Below are 17418 nucleotides of genomic sequence, written 5' to 3'. Positions count from 1 at the left end.
GCGTCACCGGAGCGCACCGTCGACCTGCCGTGCGCCGTGAAAGTCGGTGCGGTGTGCCAGGCTGTCGGACGTGACAGCGCAGACCCCGATCATGCTCATCGACGCGCCCAGTCTCTACTTCCGGGCGTACTTCGGCATTCCCGAGTCCGCCGCGCGGACGGCCGACGGCCAGCCGGTCAACGCGGTACGCGGGTTCCTCGACATGCTCGCCCAACTGGTGCGCACCCGGCGGCCGGGGCGGATGGTGTGCGCGATGGACCACGACTGGCGGCCCGACTGGCGGGTCGCGCTGCTGCCGTCGTACAAGGCGCACCGGGTGGCGCCCGAGGGTGGCGAGGTGGTGCCGGACACCCTCTCCCCGCAGGTACCGATGATCCTGGAGGTGCTCGACGCGCTGGGTGTGACCGTGGTCGGCGCGACCGGCTACGAGGCCGACGACGTGCTGGGCACCCTCTCGGTCACCCAGCCCGGGCCGGTCGAGGTCGTCTCCGGCGACCGGGACCTCTTCCAGCTGATCGACGACGCCCGGGGCGTGCGACTGCTCTACGTCGGGCGGGGGGTGGCCAAGCTGGAGGACTGCGACGACGCCGCCGTGCGGGCCCGCTACGGCGTGCCGGCCGACCGGTACGCCGAGTTCGCCGCGCTACGCGGCGACCCGTCCGACGGGCTGCCCGGGGTGGCCGGCGTCGGCGAGAAGACCGCAGCCCGGCTGGTCGACAGGTACGGCGACATCGCCGGCATCCTCGCTGCCCTGGACGACCCGGCCGCCGGCTTCGCACCCGGGTTGCGCACCAAGCTCGACGCGGCCCGGGATTACCTGGCCGTGGCGCCGAAGGTCGTCAAGGTCGCCCTGGACGTGCCGCTGCCGCCGCTGGCCACCGAGCTGCCGGTGTCGCCGGCCGACCCGGAACGGCTGCTCGACCTGGCCGAGCGGTGGAACCTCGCCGGCTCCACCCGACGCCTGGTCGACGCGCTCGCCACCCGCACCATGAGCTGACCCGGAATCAACGCCCACCGGGCAGGGCAGATGTCACGCCGCCCACACCAACAGACCTTCTCGAACCCATCTGAGGGCACCCTGAAGCGCACAGGTCAATCGGGCGCAATTTGAAGGATGGGAGTGAATTTGCTGATGGCCACTGAGGATGTGGTGAAGTTTCTCAGGAATAGCTGAGCGCGAATCTCCTCACCGCCCAATTCGGTGTCGAGTACGTCGCCAGGAATGTCGGACCAGGTCCACCGGCGACTGAGCCGCACCGAGGTCGGTCTGAATCGAACAGCGGCGCCATTCGTCAAATGGTCGTGATCAGAGTCGTCCCATTCCCAGAATGTCACCCAACGCTCGAACTCGAAGCCTTGGCTTATCTCTGCCGCGGTGAACGTCTCGATATACGGGACGCTAAGCGTCCATCGATTTCCGGACTGAGACGCCGAAATGCTTTGGTTGATGATGTCCATTAACGCCACCGGCCCTTTCGAAGAATCCAGGCACATTATCCGGTGAAGTCAAGTTATCACTCGCACAATAGCGGCGCAGAAGCTTATCAAAAATCAGCCATTAGAACCGGCCCGCGGGTCAGCTGACCTCGCGCAAGTAGCCGTCGATGGCGGCGGCCAGGATCCGCTCGCCGGGACGTGCCCAGACCTCGGCGTTGAAGACCTCCACCTCGATCGGGCCGGTGTAGCCGGCCGCGTCAACCTCCTCGCGCAGTCGACGTAGCTCGATGCAGCCGTCGCCGGGCAGCGCCCGGCCGAGCAGCACCCCCTCCGGCAGCGGAGTGATCCAGTCGCAGACCTGGAACGCGGCGATCCACTCCCCCGCACGGGCGATCTGGTCGTGGACGGTGTCGTCCCACCACACGTGGTACGCGTCCACCACCACACCGACCACGCCCGGGTCGAACCGCTCGGCGATGTCCAGCGCCTGACCGAGGGTGGCGATGACGCACCGGTCGGCGGCGAACATCGGATGCAACGGCTCGATGGCCAGGGTCACCCCGGCGGCGTCGGCGTGCGGGGCCAGTTCGGCGATCGCGTCGGCCACCCGGGCGCGGGCACCGTCGATGTCCCGGCTGCCGACGGGCAGGCCGCCGGAGACCAGGACCAGCACCGGTGCGCCGAGCGTGGCGGCCTCGTCGATGGCGCGCAGGTTCTCCGCCCGCCAGTCGTCGGCGGTGAAGAACCCGCCCCGGCACAGGGTGCTGACCGCCAGCCCGGCGTCACGGACCAACTTCGCGGCCCGACCGAGACCGTACTCGGCGACCGGTTCCCGCCACAGACCGATGCCTGGCACCCCGGCGGCGGCACAACCGGCGACCATGTCGGGCAGCGGCCAGTGCTGGGCGGTGGCCTGGTTGAACGAGAACCGGCGCAGGGCCGTCCGGCTCGCCGACCCGGCCGCGCGCCCGCCCCCGTGAGCCGGCCCGGTCACTGGGTCACCCCGGCCACGGTGAAGAAGGCCCGGGCGCGGGCCGCGGCCAGCTCGGCGTCGGGCAGCAGACCGGCGGCGTCGGCGAGGGTGAGCAGGGTGCCCAGGTGCTCCGGTGAGCGGCCGGACTGCAACCCGCCGACCATCATGAAGTGCTCCTGGTGCCCGGCCAGCCAGGCGAGGAAGACGATGCCGGTCTTGTAGTACCAGGTTGGTGCGGCGAACAGGTGCCGGGCCAGCGGCACGGTCGGGGCGAAGATCTCGTCGTACCGGGTCAGGTCGCCACGGTCGAGAGCGGCCAACGCGGCTGACGCGGCGGGCGCGATGGCGGCGAAGACGCCGAGCAGCGCGTCGGAATGGCCGGCGCCATCGCCCCGGATCAGTTCCGGGTAGTGGAAGTCGTCGCCGGTGTAGAGGCGTACGCCCGCTGGCAGCCGGCGGCGCAACGCCACCTCACGCCCGGCGTCGAGCAGCGACACCTTGATCCCGTCCACCCGGGACGCGTGGGCCTTGAGCAGCTCGACGACGGTGTCGGCGGCCAGGTCCAGGTCGGCCGTGCCCCAGTAACCGGCAAGCGCCGGGTCGAACATCGGACCGAGCCAGTGCAGCACCACCGGCCGGTCGGCGGCTTGCAGCAGTTCGTCGTACACCCGCAGGTAGTCCTCGGCGCCGCGGGCGGCGGCGGCCAGGTGCCGGCTGCACATCAGCACCGGCACCGCCCCGGCGGCCTGCACGTCGTCGAGCTGCTCACGGTAGGCCGCAGTGACCTCGGTGAGCGTCGCCGGGCCGGGCGGCAACTGGTCGGTGGTGGCCCCGGCGACGATCCGCCCACCGGCGGACCGGGCCTCCGCCGCGCTGCGGCGGATCAGCTCCCGGGTGGCCGGGTAGTCCAGGCCCATGCCGCGCTGCGCGGTGTCCATCGCCTCGGCCACCCCCAGGCCGTAGGACCACAGGTGCCGGCGGAAGGCGAGGGTACGGTCCCAGTCCAGGGCCGCCGGGGTGCCCGGCGTGTTGTCGGCGGCGGGGTCGGCCACCACGTGCGCGGCGGCGTACGCGATGCGGCAGTCCGGTGGGCCGTCGGGGCGGGGATGTCCGCCGCCGCCGGACAGCCGTAGCCGCCGGCCGCCGGGCAGGGCCACCTCGGTTCCGCTCACGCCGCCGCCTCGCTCCGCGCGCCGGCGGCGCGAGGCGCCGCGCTACCGAGCCTGCTGGTTCGCTCGCTTCGCTCGCTCACAGGGCCAGCTCCGGCACCTCGACGCGGCGCCCCGCACGGGCCGACAGCAGGCCCAGCTCGGCCAGCTGCACGCCACGGGCGCCGGCCAGGAAGTCCCACGGGAACGGCTCACCGGTGGCGACGTGCCGCAGGAACGCCTCCCACTGCACCTTGAATCCGTTGTCGAAGTCCTCGTTGTCCGGCACCTCCGTCCACTGCGAACGGAAGTCCTCGGTGGCGGGCAGGTCAGGGTTCCACACCGGCTTCGGGGTGACCGCCCGGTGCTGCACCCGGCAGCGCCGCAGCCCGGCCACCGCGCTGCCCTCGGTGCCGTCGACCTGGAACTCGACCAGTTCGTCGCGGTGCACCCGGACGCACCAGGACGAGTTGAGCTGGGCGACGATGCCGCCCTCCAGCTCGAAGATGCCGTAGGCGGCGTCGTCGGCGGTGGCCTCGTAGGGCCGCCCGGCCTCGTCGACCCGACGGGGGATGTGGGTGGCGATGGTGGCGGAGACGGCGCGTACCTCACCGAACAGCTCCGCGAGCACGTAGTGCCAGTGCGGGAACATGTCCACCACGATGCCGCCGCCGTCGGCGGCCCGGTAGTTCCACGACGGGCGTTGCGCGGGCTGCCAGTCACCCTCGAAGACCCAGTAGCCGAACTCGCCGCGTACCGACAGCACCTGGCCGAAGAAGCCGCCGTCGAGCAGTCGCTTGAGCTTGCGCAGCCCCGGAAGGAAGAGCTTGTCCTGCACCACACCGGTGCGTACGCCGGCCGCCCGGGCGGCGCGTGCCAGGTCCAGGGCGGCGGCGGTGTCCTCCGCGAGTGGCTTCTCGGTGTAGACGTGCTTGCCGGCCTCGATGGCCTGCCGGATGGCCTTCTCCCGCTGCTGGGTCACCTGTGCGTCGAAGTAGATCTGGATGTCGTCGCGAGCGAGGGCGGCGGTCAGGTCGGTGGTCCATTCGTCCAGGCCGTGTCGTTCGGCGATCTCGCGCAGTTTGGCCTCGCTGCGGCCGACGAGGACGAGATGCGGCCAGACGGTGGTGCCGTCGGTCAGTGGCACACCGCCGGCGGAACGGATGGCCAGCAGGGAGCGCACCAGATGCTGCCGGTATCCCATCCGGCCGGTGACGCCGTTCACGATGATGCCGATCGACCTGCGGGTCATGGGGGTCCTTCCCGTCGTAGGCGCTCGCACCGGTCAGGTAAGCGCTTTCCTGCACAGATTAGGCCGTGCGTTCACGGCCAGGCAAGGGCTTGCCCGACGGCGGAAATTTCGGCGGTGCACGCCGTGGCCGGGGGACGACTGCACGAACAAAGCGCTGGCCACCTCGCCACTCAAACGAGGACCATCGCTGGATGGATGACCAGTCCGACGAGATCGTCGCGTACTACACCGACCGGTACCGCGAGGACCTGCGGCTCGCCGCACGGCCACAGGCCCGGCTGGAGCGGACCCGGACGTTGGAACTGCTGCGCGCGTACCTGCCCGCACCGCCCGCCCGGATCCTGGACGTCGGCGGAGGGCCCGGTGAGTACGCCCGGGCCCTCGTCAGCCTCGGCTACCAGGTACGCCTGCTCGATCTGGTGCCCGCGCACGTCGCCCAGGCCCGCGCCGGCCACCCCACGGTCGACGCGGAGGTCGCCGACGCCCGCGCGCTGCCCGAGGACGACGACAGCTACGACGCCACCCTGCTGCTGGGGCCGCTGTACCACCTGCCGCAGCGCGCCGACCGGTGCCGGGCCCTGGCGGAGGCACTCCGCGTCACGCGGCCCGGCGGTCGCGTCCTCGCCGCCGCGATCTCACGATTCGCCGGGCCGCTCGACTTCGCCGCCACCGGACGGCTCGACGACCGGATGGTCGAGGAAGCCGGGATGCTGCTCACCGACGGCCGGAACGACGCGCGTCTCGGTTTCACCCACGCCTACTTCCACCGGGTCGAGGAACTCCTCGACGAATGCCGTACCGCCGGGTTGGCCGAGCTGGCCGTCGACGGCATCGAGGGACCAGCCTGGATCGCCGCCGAGGCGGCCGCGCACGGGCCGATGGCGGAAACCGTCTACACCGCGGCGCTGCGGCTCGCCCGCGTCTACCGAGGGGAGACGGCCCTGGTCGCGGCGAGCGCCCATCTCCTCGCCCGGGGCACCGTCCCCGACCGCCCGGCGGACACCGGGCGGGGCGGGCCGGACCTGCGGCCTTGACCTGCGCTAACCACGCTCCGGAAAAGGCCCCGCACTGCGGTACGGTGTCGCTGGTCGCCGCGACAGCGGCCGGCGCGACGCGTGAGGGGGCGGGTGTGGCGACGCTGTCCGATGTGGCCCGACGGGCCGGTGTCTCACCCGCCACCGCCTCCCGCGTGATCAACGGCAGCAGCAAGCCGGTCACCGAGGAACTGCGCGAGCGGGTGCTGCGGGCCGTCGCCGAGTTGCAGTACGTGCCCAACGCCCACGCCCAACTGCTGGCCCGGTCGCACCGCGGCGCCGTCGGGGTGATCGTGCACGACGTCTCCGACCCGTACTTCTCGGAGATCACCCGGGGTCTGCAACGGGTCGCCACCGACCAGGGCCGACTGTTGATGATCTGCAACAGCTACCGCGACCCGGAGCGGGAGTTGGAGTACGTCGAGCTGCTGCGAGGTCAGCAGGTCGCCGCCATCGTCCTGGCCGGCTCCGGGTACCACGACGCCGACTTCACCCGGTTGCTCAACGGCAAGCTCGCCGCGTACGAGGCCACCGGTGGCCGGGTCGCGGTGATCGGTCGCCACGAGCACTCCGGTGACGCGGTGATGCCGGACAACCGGGGCGGTGGCGAACTCCTCGGTCAAGAGCTGTGCCGCCTCGGCCACGAACACATCGGCGTGGTGGCCGGGCCCCGCGTGCTGACCACCATCACCGACCGGCTCACCGGGTTACGCGCGGCACTCGCCGAACACGGCCGGGACCTGCCGGAACACCGCATCCGGTACGTTGACTTCGACCGCGACGGCGGTGCCGAGGCCACCGCTGGGCTGCTCGACGCGGAGCCCGGCCTGACCGCGATCGCGGCGCTCAACGACTCGATGGCCATCGGGGCGCTGGCGCTGCTGCGCGCCCGCGCGGTGCCGGTGCCGCAGCAGGTAAGCGTCTTCGGCTTCGACGACATGCCGATGGCCCGCGACGTCACACCGGCACTGACCACGGTCCGACTGCCACTTGTGGAGATGGGCGTGCGGGCGATGGCCCTGGCGCTCGACCCGGGCGCCGCCAGCCCTCGGGTCGAGTCGCTCGCCGCCGAACTGATCCGTCGGGACAGCGCCGGCCCCGCCCCGAGGTGAGGCAGGTCTGCGGGCCCCTGCCACCGGCGCCGATGCTGGGTTACCCGCGCGACGTCAGCGGCCCGCCGAGGGCTCGTCGACCGTCGCCGAAAACGTTATCGTGAGTGATCATCGTAAGGAGCCCCATGCCCCGCGCGCACCTCACCATCAACCCGGCCTTCACCATCGGCCCGGTCCGTCGCCGACTCTTCGGCGGTTTCGTCGAGCATCTCGGTCGCCACATCTACGACGGCATCCATGAGCCCGGGCATCCAAGCGCCGGTCCGGACGGGTTCCGGCGCGACGTGATCGAGCTGGTCAAGGAGCTCGGGGTGAGCACGGTTCGGTACCCGGGCGGCAACTTCGTCTCCGGCTACAACTGGGAGGACGGTGTCGGGCCGGCGGCCGAGCGGCCGCGCCGGCTCGATCTCGCCTGGCACTCCACCGAGACCAACCAGGTCGGCCTGCACGAGTTCCAACACTGGCTCGACCTGGTGGGCAGCGAGCTGATGTTGGCCGTGAACCTCGGCACCCGAGGCCCGAAGGAGGCCGTCGAGCTGCTGGAGTACACGAACCTGCCGGCCGGCACCGCCCGCGCCGAGCAACGGGCCGCCAACGGCCGCAAGGAGCCGTTCGGCATCGCCATGTGGTGCCTCGGCAACGAGATGGACGGCCCCTGGCAGCTCGGCCACCGCGATGCCACCGACTACGGCAAGCTCGCGGCGATGACCGCGAAGGCGATGCGACAGGTGGACCGGGACCTGGAGCTGGTCGCCTCCGGATCGTCCGGCCGTGGCATGCCGACCTTCGGTGAGTGGGAACGCGTCGTGCTGACCCACGCCTACGACGACGTCGACTACATCTCCTGCCACGCGTACTACCAGGAGCACGACGGTGATCTCGCGAGCTTCCTCGCCTCCGGGATCGACATGGACACCTACATCGAGTCGGTGGTCGCGACCGTCGACCACGTACGCACGGTCAAGCGGTCGTCCAAGCGGGTGGACCTCGCGTTCGACGAGTGGAACATCTGGTACATGAGCCGGTGGCAGGAGCAGGCCCGCACGTTCACCATCGACGAGTGGCCGGTCGCGCCGCGCCTGCTGGAGGACCGGTACACCGTCGCGGACGCCGTGGTCCTCGGCGGTCTGCTGATCTCCCTGCTCAACCACGCCGACCGGGTCACCTCGGCGAACCTCGCGCAGCTCGTCAACGTGATCGCGCCGATCATGACCGAGCCGGGCGGTCCGGCCTGGCGGCAGACCACGTTCTTCCCGTTCTCGGTGACCTCGCACGCCGCCCGGGGCGACGCGCTGCGGGTGCTGGCCGACGCCGACGAGACGGCCACCGCGACCTTCGGCTCAGTGCCGGTGGTGGCCGCGGCCGCGACCAGCGACGGCACCGCGCTGTCGGTGTTCCTGCAGAATCGGCACCTCACCGAGGCCACCGCGGTGACGATCGACGTCGGCGCCTTCCAGCCCACCGGTGCCGTCTCGGCCCGGGGAATCTGGGACACCGACGTGCGGGCCGCCAACGACCTGCGCGACCCGCACCGGGTGGGGCTGCGGACCAACGACACAGCGCGGCTCTCCGACGGCCTGCTCACCGTCGAACTGCCGCCCGTGTCATGGACCGCGCTGACGGTCGCGCAAGTAACCCGGCCCGGCGGGGTCTGACCGTTCCCACGGCCAACTCGTATCCTTTCCGCCGTGGCGTCCGCGCTCGGAAACCTCACGCCGCGGCAGCAGGCGCTGCTGCGACGGTGGCTTCCGGGCGCGACCGTCGAGGCGGACCACAGCTGGGGGTTGGTGGCCACCACCGTCCTCGAGGTGTCCTGCGTCGGTTCGCGATTCATCGTCAAGGCCGGCGGCGACGACGATCACGGCATCCGACGCGAACTCGACGCCCATGCCAACTGGTTGCGTCCCTGGACGGATCGGGGTCGTGCGCCGACTCTGGTAAGCGGCGACGCGGACGCGAAGCTGCTCGTCACCCGTTACCTGCCCGGTCAGCTGGTGCTCGGCAGTGTGCACGCCGATGACCCGCACATCTACCGGCAGGCCGGCGAGCTGCTGGCACTGTTGCACGCCCAGGTCGCCGTCACCGACGATGACCACGAGAGACGCGAGAACGAGAAGTCGCTGGCCTGGCTGTGCCGACCACATCGGATCCCCGGGCACACCGTGCGGCGGCTTCGGGCCGAGATCACCTCGTGGCCGACCCCGCCGGCCCACCTCGTACCCACGCACGGTGACTGGCAGCCCCGCAACTGGCTGGTCCACGACGGCGTCGTGGGCGTCATCGACTTCGGTCGCGCGGCGATGCGCCCCGCGTTCACCGACCTCGGCCGGCTGGCCGCCCAGGATTTCCGTCGCGATCCGAGACTCGAGGCGGCCTTTCTCGACGGGTACGGGCCTGATCCCCGCGAGCCGGACGCGTGGCACCGCACCCGGGTCCGCGAGGCGATCGGCACCGCGGCGTGGGCCCACCGAGTTGGCGACGAGGCATTTGAGGCCCAGGGGCATCGAATGATTTCCGAAGCACTCGGGGATGTCCGGGGTTGACCAGAACGAACAGCCCGGTCAGGTCGGCAGCGTCCAACGGGTGACCTTCGGCGCGTCGACGCGGTCGCGAGAGGCGGGCTGATTACATCTGGGACCTCAGCACGTCGAACTCGCAGCCCGGTGCGGACGGGTCGAAGCCGTGCTCGACCAGCCAACGGCTCGCCAGCAGACTCCGCAGCGACCACCACGCTCGGATCATGTCGAGGTCGACGTCGGTGCCGTAGCCGGCCACGACGTCGTCGAGGTGCTCCTCGTGTCCGAGCGTCAGAATCGCCAGGTCGTGGAGGGCATCGCCGGGGCCCGCTTCGGACCAGTCGACCACGCCGGTGATCTCGTCACCGTCGACGAAGACGTGGGTGATCTGCAGGTCGCCATGGGCGAACACCGGTGTCCACGGCCGCAGCGCAGCCTTGGCAACCCGACGGTTGCGGGTGACCACGTCGGCGGGGAGGACGCCGTTCCTGAGCAGCCACTCGCACTCGCCGTCGAGGCGGGACGCCAACTCGTCGGGGCTCCGACCGGGCCATGGCGGCAGCGGCGCCTCGTGCAGCCTCCGTACGGCGGCCCCCGCCGCAGCCCACGCTGCCGACGATGCCGACGACGGCTCACCGAGACGCCCGAGTGCCTTCCCCGGGAGAGCGGCCAGCGCGAGCACGGGCGGCTTGCGCCACAGGACCTCCGGTGTCGGGATCGGGGCGATGGCCATCGCCTCGACCTCGACATCAATGCGGGTCTGATCAGTGTCGATCTTCAGGAACACGTCGCCGACGCGCAAGGTCGCCCGCTCCTGATGGGCGACAACGACCTCGATCCCCTCCACGGCGGTCATTATCACCGGATCGACCACCGACGTCACCGCGATTATCGGGGCGAACGTCGATCGCCAAACGTCGGTTGCCGCGCGATGCGATCATCGACGCCATGCGCAAGCTTGCCGTACCGATGGCCGCTGTCCTGCTGGCGTCGGCGTGCACCGGCGGATCGGCCAGCACGAACACCTCGGCCCCCTCCGGGACAACCGCCGACAGTTCACCAGGAGCCGTCGGGACCGCCGCGCCGGCACCGAGCTGGCGGCTGGCCGCGCTGCCGGAACTGGCCGGGCCGACAAGCGTGCTGTGGGACGTGGTGGCGGTGGACGCCACGCACGCGTGGGCCGTCGGCAGCGAGGCCTACTCGCCCGAACAGCCCGACGACACCGGCACGCCGTTGATCCTTCGGTGGGACGGACGGAACTGGGCACGCGCGCCGCTGCCGGCGATCTCGTGGCGCGGTCGTCTCGACCTCGTCGCCGCCGACTCGGCCCGGAATGTCTGGGCGGTCGGCAGCACGGCCGCCGCCACTCCGGAGGATCAGGTGACGCACGTCCTGCACTACGACGGGAGCGCTTGGCGCGAGGTGCCGTTCGCGCGGGGCGACGGCGAAAGCCACGCACTGATCACCGGACTTGCCGTCCTCGGCGGACAGACCTGGTTGGTGGGCAATGACCTCAACGATGTGATCATCAAGCAGTGGGACGGACGATCCTGGCGGTCGCACCAGCCGCCCGCCGAATGCCGCACCGGCGGCACATCCTTCGGCGGAATGCCGAACTTCTGCACCTTCACCGCCATCAAGGCCTTCGGGCCGAATGATGTCTGGGCCGCCGGCAACGGCGCGTGGCAGGGATTCAAGGGCCCGTTGCTCTTTCACTGGAACGGCTCCGGCTGGCGCACGGCCCAGGTGGGCATGAATGACGACGAGTCCTCGTTCGGAGCGCTCGCCGGTCGCTCGTCGAGCGACCTGTGGGCGGTCGGCGACGGCGGGTTGACCGTGCGCGGCGGCGGTGGATCGTTCGAACTGCTCAGGTACGCCCAAGGTGGCGCACTGCCCGACGTGGTCACCGACCTGGCCGGACAGCCGTGGCTGATCGACAATTCACCGGCGCCGAGCGCTTCGCTCGTCACGTACGGCAAAGGCGCCTGGACCGGCGTCCCGGCGCCGCAACCGCCGGACGCGGTCGGCATGAGCCTGCACGGGCTCGACAGCGTCCCGGGCAGCCCGCTGATGTTCGCGGTGGGCGCGGCAGATCTTCCCACCACCCCGCGCTACCTGAAGGGGGTCGTGCTCGAGTACGCGCCGGACCCGTCGACCGAATCACGCCACTGACCGTCGTCGGGGACTACCTCGATCAGCGGCGGGCGGACGGGACGGACAGCGGACGGGCAGCCCCCTACGCTGTCCGGGTGGCACCGGTCAGTCCAACGCAACGGGTCCTCTCCCCCGACGACGTGGTCGACTTCGTACGATCGTCCTTCGGCCCGAATCGGCGGGTGACCGACTGCGGGCCGCTGTCCGGCGGGGGCTTCGCCGCGGTGTGGTGGGCCCGCCTCGACGACGGTCGGGACGTCGTGCTCAAGGTCGCCCCGCCGCCGACCGCCCGGCTGCTGCGTTACGAGGCCGATCTGCTCGCCGCCGAGGCCCGCTACTTCCGGCTGGTGGCCGAGCGGGCACCGCAGGTGCCGGTGCCGCCGGTGCTGCACCACGGCCGCGATCGACGGCTCGGTGAGTGGCTGGTCACCGGCCGGCTGCCCGGCCGGGCCCTGCCCGACCTGGACGGTGACGACGGCCCGGTCCGCGCCGACCTGGGCGCGGCGACGGCCGCCCTGCACCGGATCACCGGCGACCGGTTCGGCTACGACGCCGGCCGTACCGGCGGACCGACCTGGTCGGCCGCGTTCGCGGCGATCATCGACGACCTGCTCGCCGACGCGGCCGACTGGGCGGTGGCGCTGCCCGTGCCGCCGGAGCGGTTCCGGGCACTGGTGGCCCGGCACGGCGAGTTGCTCGACACGGTACGCCGGCCGGCGCTGCTGCACTTCGACTGCTGGGACGGCAACGTGCTCGCCGCCGCCGCCGACGGTGCGTACCGGATGTGTGGCCTGGTCGACGGCGAACGGTTCCTCTACGGCGATCCGCTGCTCGATCTGGTCTCTCCGCTGCTGTTCCGCCGCGCCGAGGACGAACCGACGCACCCGTTCCTGCGCGGGTACGCCGAGGCCACCGGCGTACCGCTGGTCTTCGACGACGGCACCCGCCGCCGGCTCGCGCTGTACCGGATGCACCTGCACCTGCTGATGACCGTGGAGATGCCGAGTCGGGGCATCACGCCGGACAACGACCCCGGCCGGCACGCCCTGCTGGCCGAGCTGCTCGACCGTGACCTGACCGAGTTGGCCGCGGCCTGAGCTGGCCGGCGGAACGCCGCACGAGCGGCCCAGCCGCCCGGCCCGGACCAGCCAGGACGGGCCGGCCAGCCCGGCCAGCCAGCCGGACCAACGGTCGACGACCGTGAAGGAGCCGCCGGTGCGAGACCGTCACGCCAACCTGGCGCACATCCGTTCGCTCGACCCCGAGCGTGACCACCTGGCGATCTACCAGACGATGCTGCGCCACGAGTTCTGCTGGGAGTTGAGACTCGGGCTCAACCTGGCGTTCAACCGCTCCTTCTCGATCCCGGAGATCGCCGCCGTGCACACCGCCACCGGCGAGTTGACCCGGCGGACCCGCAAGCGCATCGACGACACCGGCCTGCTGATGTACGAGATGATGCTCAACGGCTTCGACCATCCGCGCGGGCGCTCCGCGTTGCGCCGGGTCAACCAGATACACCGCCCGTACGGCATCGGCAACGACCACTACCGGTACGTGCTCGGCTGCCTGGTGGTGGTCCCGACCCGGTGGATAGACCGGTACGGCTGGCGTCGTACCTGCTGTCACGAACGGCACGCCACCCACGCCTTCTACCGGGAACTTGGCCGTCGGATGGGGATCACCGACATCCCGGAGACCTATCCGGAGTTCGCCGCCTGGTTCGACGCGTACGACGCGGCGCACCTGCGCCCCAACGACGACGCGGCGGCGATCGAGCGGGCCACCCGGGAGCTGCTGCTCGGCCGGCTACCCCGCCCGCTTGCTCCCGTCGGCGACGCCCTGGTCGCCGCGCTGTACGACGACCGGCTGCGCGCGGCCACCAGGGTCGCCGCCCCGGCCTGGCCGGTACGGGCCGGTCTGCACGCCGGGCTGCGCGTGCGGGCGTGGCTGGTGCGCCACGTCGGCCGGCCACGCACCGAGCCGCTGTTCGCCGACGGGGTGATCAGCACGCGAACGTACCCCGACGGCTACACCATCGACCAGCTCGGCCCACACCCCGGCTGACCCGCCGCCGCCCGACGGACGACCGTCGACGGTCCCGATCGGCGACGGCGGTCGGGGCACCGACGGTCAGGACGTCGCGAACCGGGCGATCGGGTTGGTCAGGGCACCGACCAGTTGCAGGGCGGCGGACGGGTCGGCCAGGTCGACCATCTGCTGGTTGTCGCGCAGTTGCAGCCGGTTGAGGCAGGACAGCGCGAACTCCGGGGCGAACAGGTCGTAGCGGGCCAGCCGGTCGGCCAGGTGGGGCACCCGGCCGGCGTACTCGGTGGCGCAGTCGGCCACGGTCCGCCAGAACTCCTCCTCGTCGATCACGCCCTGATCGGCAAGCGTCGACCCGAGGAAGCGGAAGAAGCAGTCGAAGACGTCGGTGAAGATCGACAGGAGCTTCATGTCCTCCGGAATGTCGGCCCGGATCCGCTCCACCGCCGGGGGCAGCGGGGCTTCGGCGCTCATCACCACGATCTCCTCGGCGATGTCCTTGAAGATCGCCCGCTCGACGACCCCGTCGCGCAGCACCAGGATGACGTTCTCGCCGTGCGGCATGAACGCCAGGTCGTAGGCGTAGAAGGCGTGCAGCAGCGGGGTCAGGTAGGCGTTCAGGTAGCGGCGCAGCCAGGCTGCCGGCGCCAGGCCGGAGGCGGCGATCAGCTCGGCGGCGAACGACCGCCCGTCGGCGTCGACGTGCAGCAGCGACGCCATGGTGGCGAGTCGCTGGCCGGGAGCCAGGTCGGGGACCGGGCTCTCCCGCCAGAGCGCGGCGAGCATCTTGCGGTACGGCGAGTAGCGGTCGGTGGCCGCCTCGTACTGGCGGTGCCGGTAGCCGACGGCGGCCCGCTCCCGGATGATCGTCAGTCCGGTGGCCCGGAACATCTCGTCGCCGTCGATCAGGTCGGCCAGCCAGTCGTTGATGGCCGGGGTGGCCTCCATGTACGCGGCCGACAGGCCCCGCATGAAGCCCATGTTCAGCACGGACAGCGCGGTCTTGACGTAGTGCCGCTCGGGGTGGCTGACGTTGAAGAAGGTGCGGATGGACTGCTGGGCGAGGTACTCGTCGGGGCCTTCACCGAGGCAGACCAGCCGGCGCCGCGCCACCTCGCCGGCGAAGGTGACCGACAGCTTGTTCCACCACTGCCAGGGGTGCACCGGGATGAGGTGGTAGTCGGCGAGGTCCAGGCCCAGTTCGGTAATGGTCGCGGCGAACCGGGCGAGGGTCGCCTCACCCAGCTCGGTGCGCAGCAGCGTCCCCTGGTCCAGATCGACGGCGCTGGTGAAGGTGGCGTGGTCGCGGTGGGCGGCGAGCCAGATCAGCCGTACCGGATGGGCCGCCTCGGGGGCGTACCTGTGGTACTCGTCGACGCCGAACCCGAGCCGGCCGTTGTTGGCCACGAAGCAGGGGTGCCCCTCGGTCATCGACGTCTCGATGGTCTGGAAGTCGGCCTCCACCAGCTTCGCCGCGCTGGGCAGCGCCCGGTCCAGCTTGTACGCCAGACCGGCGAGGGTGGAAGTGATCTCCTCGAGGTAGACCGGCAGGATCCGGTCGGTGAGGCCGAGGGCGTCGCGCAGGTCGAGGCAGAGGTCGACCGCGTCCAGTGGCAGCTGCTCGCCGTTCCGGTGCCGGGTGATGCTCTCCGGGTCGATGTCCCAGTGCTCCAGGGTCATCACCCGGGCCGCGAACCGGTACCGGACCGCGCCGGAGGCGGCGGTGACGGCGTACCAGCAGCGGCCGGTGGCGTCGGCGGCAGCCGGGCCGTCCGATTCAGGGGCGAGCAGGCGCTCGTGGGTGAATTCGGCGAGCGCCTTGCGCACCAGCAGACGGTTGGCCCGCTCCCAGGTCTGTGGGCGCAGGTGGGCGACCGGGTCGGGCGTGGTCATGCCGGTACTCCTTCGTTTCGGGTGGCGGCCAGGAACCGCTGCCGGGTGCAGATGCTCAGCAGGGCCGTCTTCTCCGGCTTGGTGACCGGTCCGACCACCTCGAAGCCGACCGCCGCGTTGAGCGCGTGCACGGCGGTGTTGCGCACGTCCGGCTCGACCACGACCCGTTCCGTGGCGGGGTCGGCGAAGAGCCAGGCCAGCACGGTGGTGATGACGGCCCGGGTGAAGCCGGAGACGGGGGTGTCGGTGGGCGCGCAGAGGAAGTGCATCCCCACGTCGCCGGGCCGCGCGTCGTGCAGGCCGACCAACTCGACGTGTGCCGGGTCGTACCGTTCGGCGAGGAACGCCGGCTCGGTGCGCCACAGGCCGAGGTACGCCTCGTGGTGCGGGTGCTCGGCGATGCGTCGGTACTCGGCGGCCACGGCGTCGACGTCGGCGTCCTGCATCAGCCAGAACGCCGCCTTGGGGTGGGTCACCCACCGGTGCAGCACCGGCGCGTCGGCGGCAACGTCGAGCGTACGCAGGGCGAACTCGCCGAGTCGCCGATCGTGACGGGTGTAGACGAGGTGGGTCACCCGGTCACCCCGAAGTCCTGGAACGCGATCGACTTCTCGATCGGGTACGGCTCGCGGCCGAGCAGCTCCCGGATGATCCAGCTGTTGCGGTAAGGGCCCATGCCGAGGTCGGGCGAGGTGATGCTGTGCGTGTGGGTGCCGCCGTTCTGAAGGAACACGCCGCGCCCGGTGGAGTCCACACTGTAGTTGCGGGCCACGTCGAGCCGCCCGTGGTCGTCGAAGCGGAGCCGGTGCCGGATCGGCTCCAGGAACGCCGGCACCTCGTACCGGTAGCCGGTGGCCAGCACCAGCCCCTCGGTGTCCAGGGTGAAGTCCCGTTCCTGCTCGACGTGGCGCAGCCGGAGGGTGTGTACGCCGGTGCTCTCGTCGTGGGTGACCTCGGTCAGCTCGGTGTTGGTAAGCAGGCGGGTGTTCACCGGGCCGTCGACGCTGGAGGCGTAGAGCAGGTCGTAGATGTCGTTGACCAGGTCGGCGGAGATGCCCTTGAACAGTCCCTTCTGCTCGGCCTCCAGCCGGTACCGGGTGGGCTCGGGCAGCGCGTGGAAGTAGTCCACGTAGTCCGGCGAGGTCATCTCCAGCGTGAGCTTGGTGTACTCCAGCGGGAAGAAACGGGGCGAGCGGGTCACCCAGTTCAGCTGGTAACCGTGGTTGCCGATGTCGCCGAGCAGGTCGTGGTAGATCTCGGCGGCGCTCTGCCCACTGCCGACGATGGTGATGCTCCGCTTGGCCCGCAACACCTCCCGGTGTTCCAGGTACCGCGAGTTGTGCACCGCGTCGGAGGTCGGGCCGGCGCAGGTGTCCGGCAGGTGGGGCGGGGTGCCGGTGCCGAGCACCAGGTGCCGGGCCCGGTGGGTGACGGTGGCGCCGTCGACGGTGGCGGTCACCACGTACCGGTCGTCGGTGGGGTCGTGCTCGACGGCGGTGACCTGGTGTCCGAACCGCAGGTTGGGCAGCTTCGCGGCGGCCCAGCGGCAGTAGGCGTCGTACTCCACCCGCAGCGGGAAGAAGTTCTCCCGGATGTAGAAGGGGTAGAGCCGGCCGATCTCCTTGAGGTAGCTGAGGAAGGAGAAGGGTGAGGTGGGGTCGGCGAGGGTGACCAGGTCGGCCAGGAACGGCGTCTGCAACCGGGACGACTCCAGCAGCATGCCGGGGTGCCAGGAGACGTCGTCGCGGGCCTCCAGGAACAGCCCGTCGAGGTCGGCGATGGGTGCGGTCAGGCAGGCCAGGCCGAGGTTGTACGGCCCGAGGCCGATCCCGATGAAATCGTGGCTTTCCATC

Annotated in this window: 16 protein-coding genes; 8 read left to right on the top strand and 8 right to left on the bottom strand. The window is 71.1% G+C overall.

Translation table 11 applies throughout. The features are described from left to right. Positions 1 to 91 precede the first annotated feature (91 nt). On the top strand, positions 92 to 997 hold the full coding sequence (locus tag AB0J93_RS11435; RefSeq protein WP_363920909.1) for a 5'-3' exonuclease: 906 nt from the start codon (positions 92 to 94) through the stop codon (positions 995 to 997). Between the two features lie 95 nt (positions 998 to 1092). Here the strand turns inward: AB0J93_RS11435 and AB0J93_RS11430 are convergent, their stop codons facing one another. The 4 genes from AB0J93_RS11430 to AB0J93_RS11415 all read right to left on the bottom strand — a co-directional run bounded on the left by AB0J93_RS11430 (position 1093) and on the right by AB0J93_RS11415 (position 4810). Further along, complete coding sequence (locus AB0J93_RS11430) at positions 1093 to 1458, bottom strand: hypothetical protein (RefSeq protein ID WP_363920680.1); 366 nt, start codon at positions 1456 to 1458, stop codon at positions 1093 to 1095. Between the two features lie 118 nt (positions 1459 to 1576). Then, positions 1577 to 2374, bottom strand: a complete 798-nt coding sequence (locus AB0J93_RS11425; protein WP_363920907.1) for a sugar phosphate isomerase/epimerase family protein — start codon at positions 2372 to 2374, stop codon at positions 1577 to 1579. 53 nt (positions 2375 to 2427) lie between these two features. Continuing rightward, the gene (locus AB0J93_RS11420; RefSeq protein ID WP_363920678.1) at positions 2428 to 3582 is read right to left on the bottom strand and encodes a dihydrodipicolinate synthase family protein; all 1155 of its coding nucleotides are present in this window, start codon (positions 3580 to 3582) and stop codon (positions 2428 to 2430) included. Positions 3583 to 3658: 76 nt separating this feature from the next. Further along, the gene (locus AB0J93_RS11415; RefSeq protein WP_363920676.1) at positions 3659 to 4810 is read right to left on the bottom strand and encodes a Gfo/Idh/MocA family oxidoreductase; all 1152 of its coding nucleotides are present in this window, start codon (positions 4808 to 4810) and stop codon (positions 3659 to 3661) included. Positions 4811 to 5001: 191 nt separating this feature from the next. Between AB0J93_RS11415 and AB0J93_RS11410 the strand changes: the two genes are divergently transcribed. From AB0J93_RS11410 to AB0J93_RS11395, 4 genes are all read left to right on the top strand, one after another. Continuing rightward, the gene (locus AB0J93_RS11410) at positions 5002 to 5844 is read left to right on the top strand and encodes a methyltransferase domain-containing protein (RefSeq protein ID WP_363920674.1); all 843 of its coding nucleotides are present in this window, start codon (positions 5002 to 5004) and stop codon (positions 5842 to 5844) included. A 95-nt stretch (positions 5845 to 5939) separates the two neighbouring features. Further along, entirely contained in the window at positions 5940 to 6956 is a 1017-nt protein-coding gene (locus tag AB0J93_RS11405) for a LacI family DNA-binding transcriptional regulator (RefSeq protein WP_363920672.1), read from the top strand. A gap of 125 nt (positions 6957 to 7081) precedes the next feature. Continuing rightward, positions 7082 to 8611 carry an alpha-N-arabinofuranosidase gene (locus AB0J93_RS11400; protein WP_363920670.1) on the top strand — a complete coding sequence of 510 codons (1530 nt, stop codon included), beginning with the start codon at positions 7082 to 7084 and terminating at the stop codon, positions 8609 to 8611. A gap of 33 nt (positions 8612 to 8644) precedes the next feature. Continuing rightward, positions 8645 to 9499, top strand: coding sequence for a phosphotransferase (locus tag AB0J93_RS11395; protein ID WP_363920668.1), 855 nt, complete (start codon positions 8645 to 8647; stop codon positions 9497 to 9499). 82 nt (positions 9500 to 9581) lie between these two features. Here the strand turns inward: AB0J93_RS11395 and AB0J93_RS11390 are convergent, their stop codons facing one another. Further along, on the bottom strand, positions 9582 to 10328 hold the full coding sequence (locus AB0J93_RS11390) for a phosphotransferase (RefSeq protein ID WP_363920905.1): 747 nt from the start codon (positions 10326 to 10328) through the stop codon (positions 9582 to 9584). Positions 10329 to 10624: 296 nt separating this feature from the next. Between AB0J93_RS11390 and AB0J93_RS11385 the strand changes: the two genes are divergently transcribed. The 3 genes from AB0J93_RS11385 to AB0J93_RS11375 all read left to right on the top strand — a co-directional run bounded on the left by AB0J93_RS11385 (position 10625) and on the right by AB0J93_RS11375 (position 13693). Beyond that, positions 10625 to 11644 carry a hypothetical protein gene (locus AB0J93_RS11385; protein WP_363920666.1) on the top strand — a complete coding sequence of 340 codons (1020 nt, stop codon included), beginning with the start codon at positions 10625 to 10627 and terminating at the stop codon, positions 11642 to 11644. Between the two features lie 77 nt (positions 11645 to 11721). Further along, on the top strand, positions 11722 to 12723 hold the full coding sequence (locus AB0J93_RS11380) for an aminoglycoside phosphotransferase family protein (protein ID WP_363920664.1): 1002 nt from the start codon (positions 11722 to 11724) through the stop codon (positions 12721 to 12723). 118 nt (positions 12724 to 12841) lie between these two features. After that, positions 12842 to 13693 carry an oxygenase MpaB family protein gene (locus tag AB0J93_RS11375; RefSeq protein WP_363920662.1) on the top strand — a complete coding sequence of 284 codons (852 nt, stop codon included), beginning with the start codon at positions 12842 to 12844 and terminating at the stop codon, positions 13691 to 13693. A 66-nt stretch (positions 13694 to 13759) separates the two neighbouring features. Here the strand turns inward: AB0J93_RS11375 and AB0J93_RS11370 are convergent, their stop codons facing one another. From AB0J93_RS11370 to AB0J93_RS11360, 3 genes are read right to left on the bottom strand one after another with little or no spacing between them, the layout of a single operon-like run. Further along, positions 13760 to 15565: an IucA/IucC family siderophore biosynthesis protein gene (locus AB0J93_RS11370; protein ID WP_363920660.1), complete on the bottom strand. Its 1806-nt coding sequence runs from the start codon at positions 15563 to 15565 to the stop codon at positions 13760 to 13762. Further along, the gene (locus AB0J93_RS11365) at positions 15562 to 16140 is read right to left on the bottom strand and encodes a GNAT family N-acetyltransferase (RefSeq protein WP_363920658.1); all 579 of its coding nucleotides are present in this window, start codon (positions 16138 to 16140) and stop codon (positions 15562 to 15564) included. The genes AB0J93_RS11370 and AB0J93_RS11365 overlap by 4 nt, the downstream gene beginning before the upstream one ends. Further along, the gene (locus AB0J93_RS11360; RefSeq protein ID WP_363920656.1) at positions 16137 to 17417 is read right to left on the bottom strand and encodes a SidA/IucD/PvdA family monooxygenase; all 1281 of its coding nucleotides are present in this window, start codon (positions 17415 to 17417) and stop codon (positions 16137 to 16139) included. Before AB0J93_RS11360 ends, AB0J93_RS11365 begins: the two co-directional genes overlap by 4 nt. Position 17418: the final 1 nt, after the last annotated feature.

The sequence above is a fragment of the Micromonospora sp. NPDC049374 genome, from assembly GCF_040677165.1.
Classification (GTDB): Bacteria; Actinomycetota; Actinomycetes; order Mycobacteriales; family Micromonosporaceae; genus Micromonospora.
This window is presented reverse-complemented; position numbering and strand designations above follow the sequence as displayed.

Bases quoted from the DNA above. Each gene is read 5' to 3' on its own strand.
- AB0J93_RS11430 (WP_363920680.1), bottom strand. From the start codon at position 1,458: ATGGACATCATCAACCAAAGCATTTCGGCGTCTCAGTCCGGAAATCGA.
- AB0J93_RS11415 (WP_363920676.1), bottom strand. From the start codon at position 4,810: ATGACCCGCAGGTCGATCGGCATCATCGTGAACGGCGTCACCGGCCGG.
- AB0J93_RS11390 (WP_363920905.1), bottom strand. From the start codon at position 10,328: ATGACCGCCGTGGAGGGGATCGAGGTCGTTGTCGCCCATCAGGAGCGG.
- AB0J93_RS11435 (WP_363920909.1), top strand. From the start codon at position 92: ATGCTCATCGACGCGCCCAGTCTCTACTTCCGGGCGTACTTCGGCATT.
- AB0J93_RS11410 (WP_363920674.1), top strand. From the start codon at position 5,002: ATGGATGACCAGTCCGACGAGATCGTCGCGTACTACACCGACCGGTAC.
- AB0J93_RS11400 (WP_363920670.1), top strand. From the start codon at position 7,082: ATGCCCCGCGCGCACCTCACCATCAACCCGGCCTTCACCATCGGCCCG.
- AB0J93_RS11370 (WP_363920660.1), bottom strand. From the start codon at position 15,565: ATGACCACGCCCGACCCGGTCGCCCACCTGCGCCCACAGACCTGGGAG.
- AB0J93_RS11360 (WP_363920656.1), bottom strand. From the start codon at position 17,417: ATGGAAAGCCACGATTTCATCGGGATCGGCCTCGGGCCGTACAACCTC.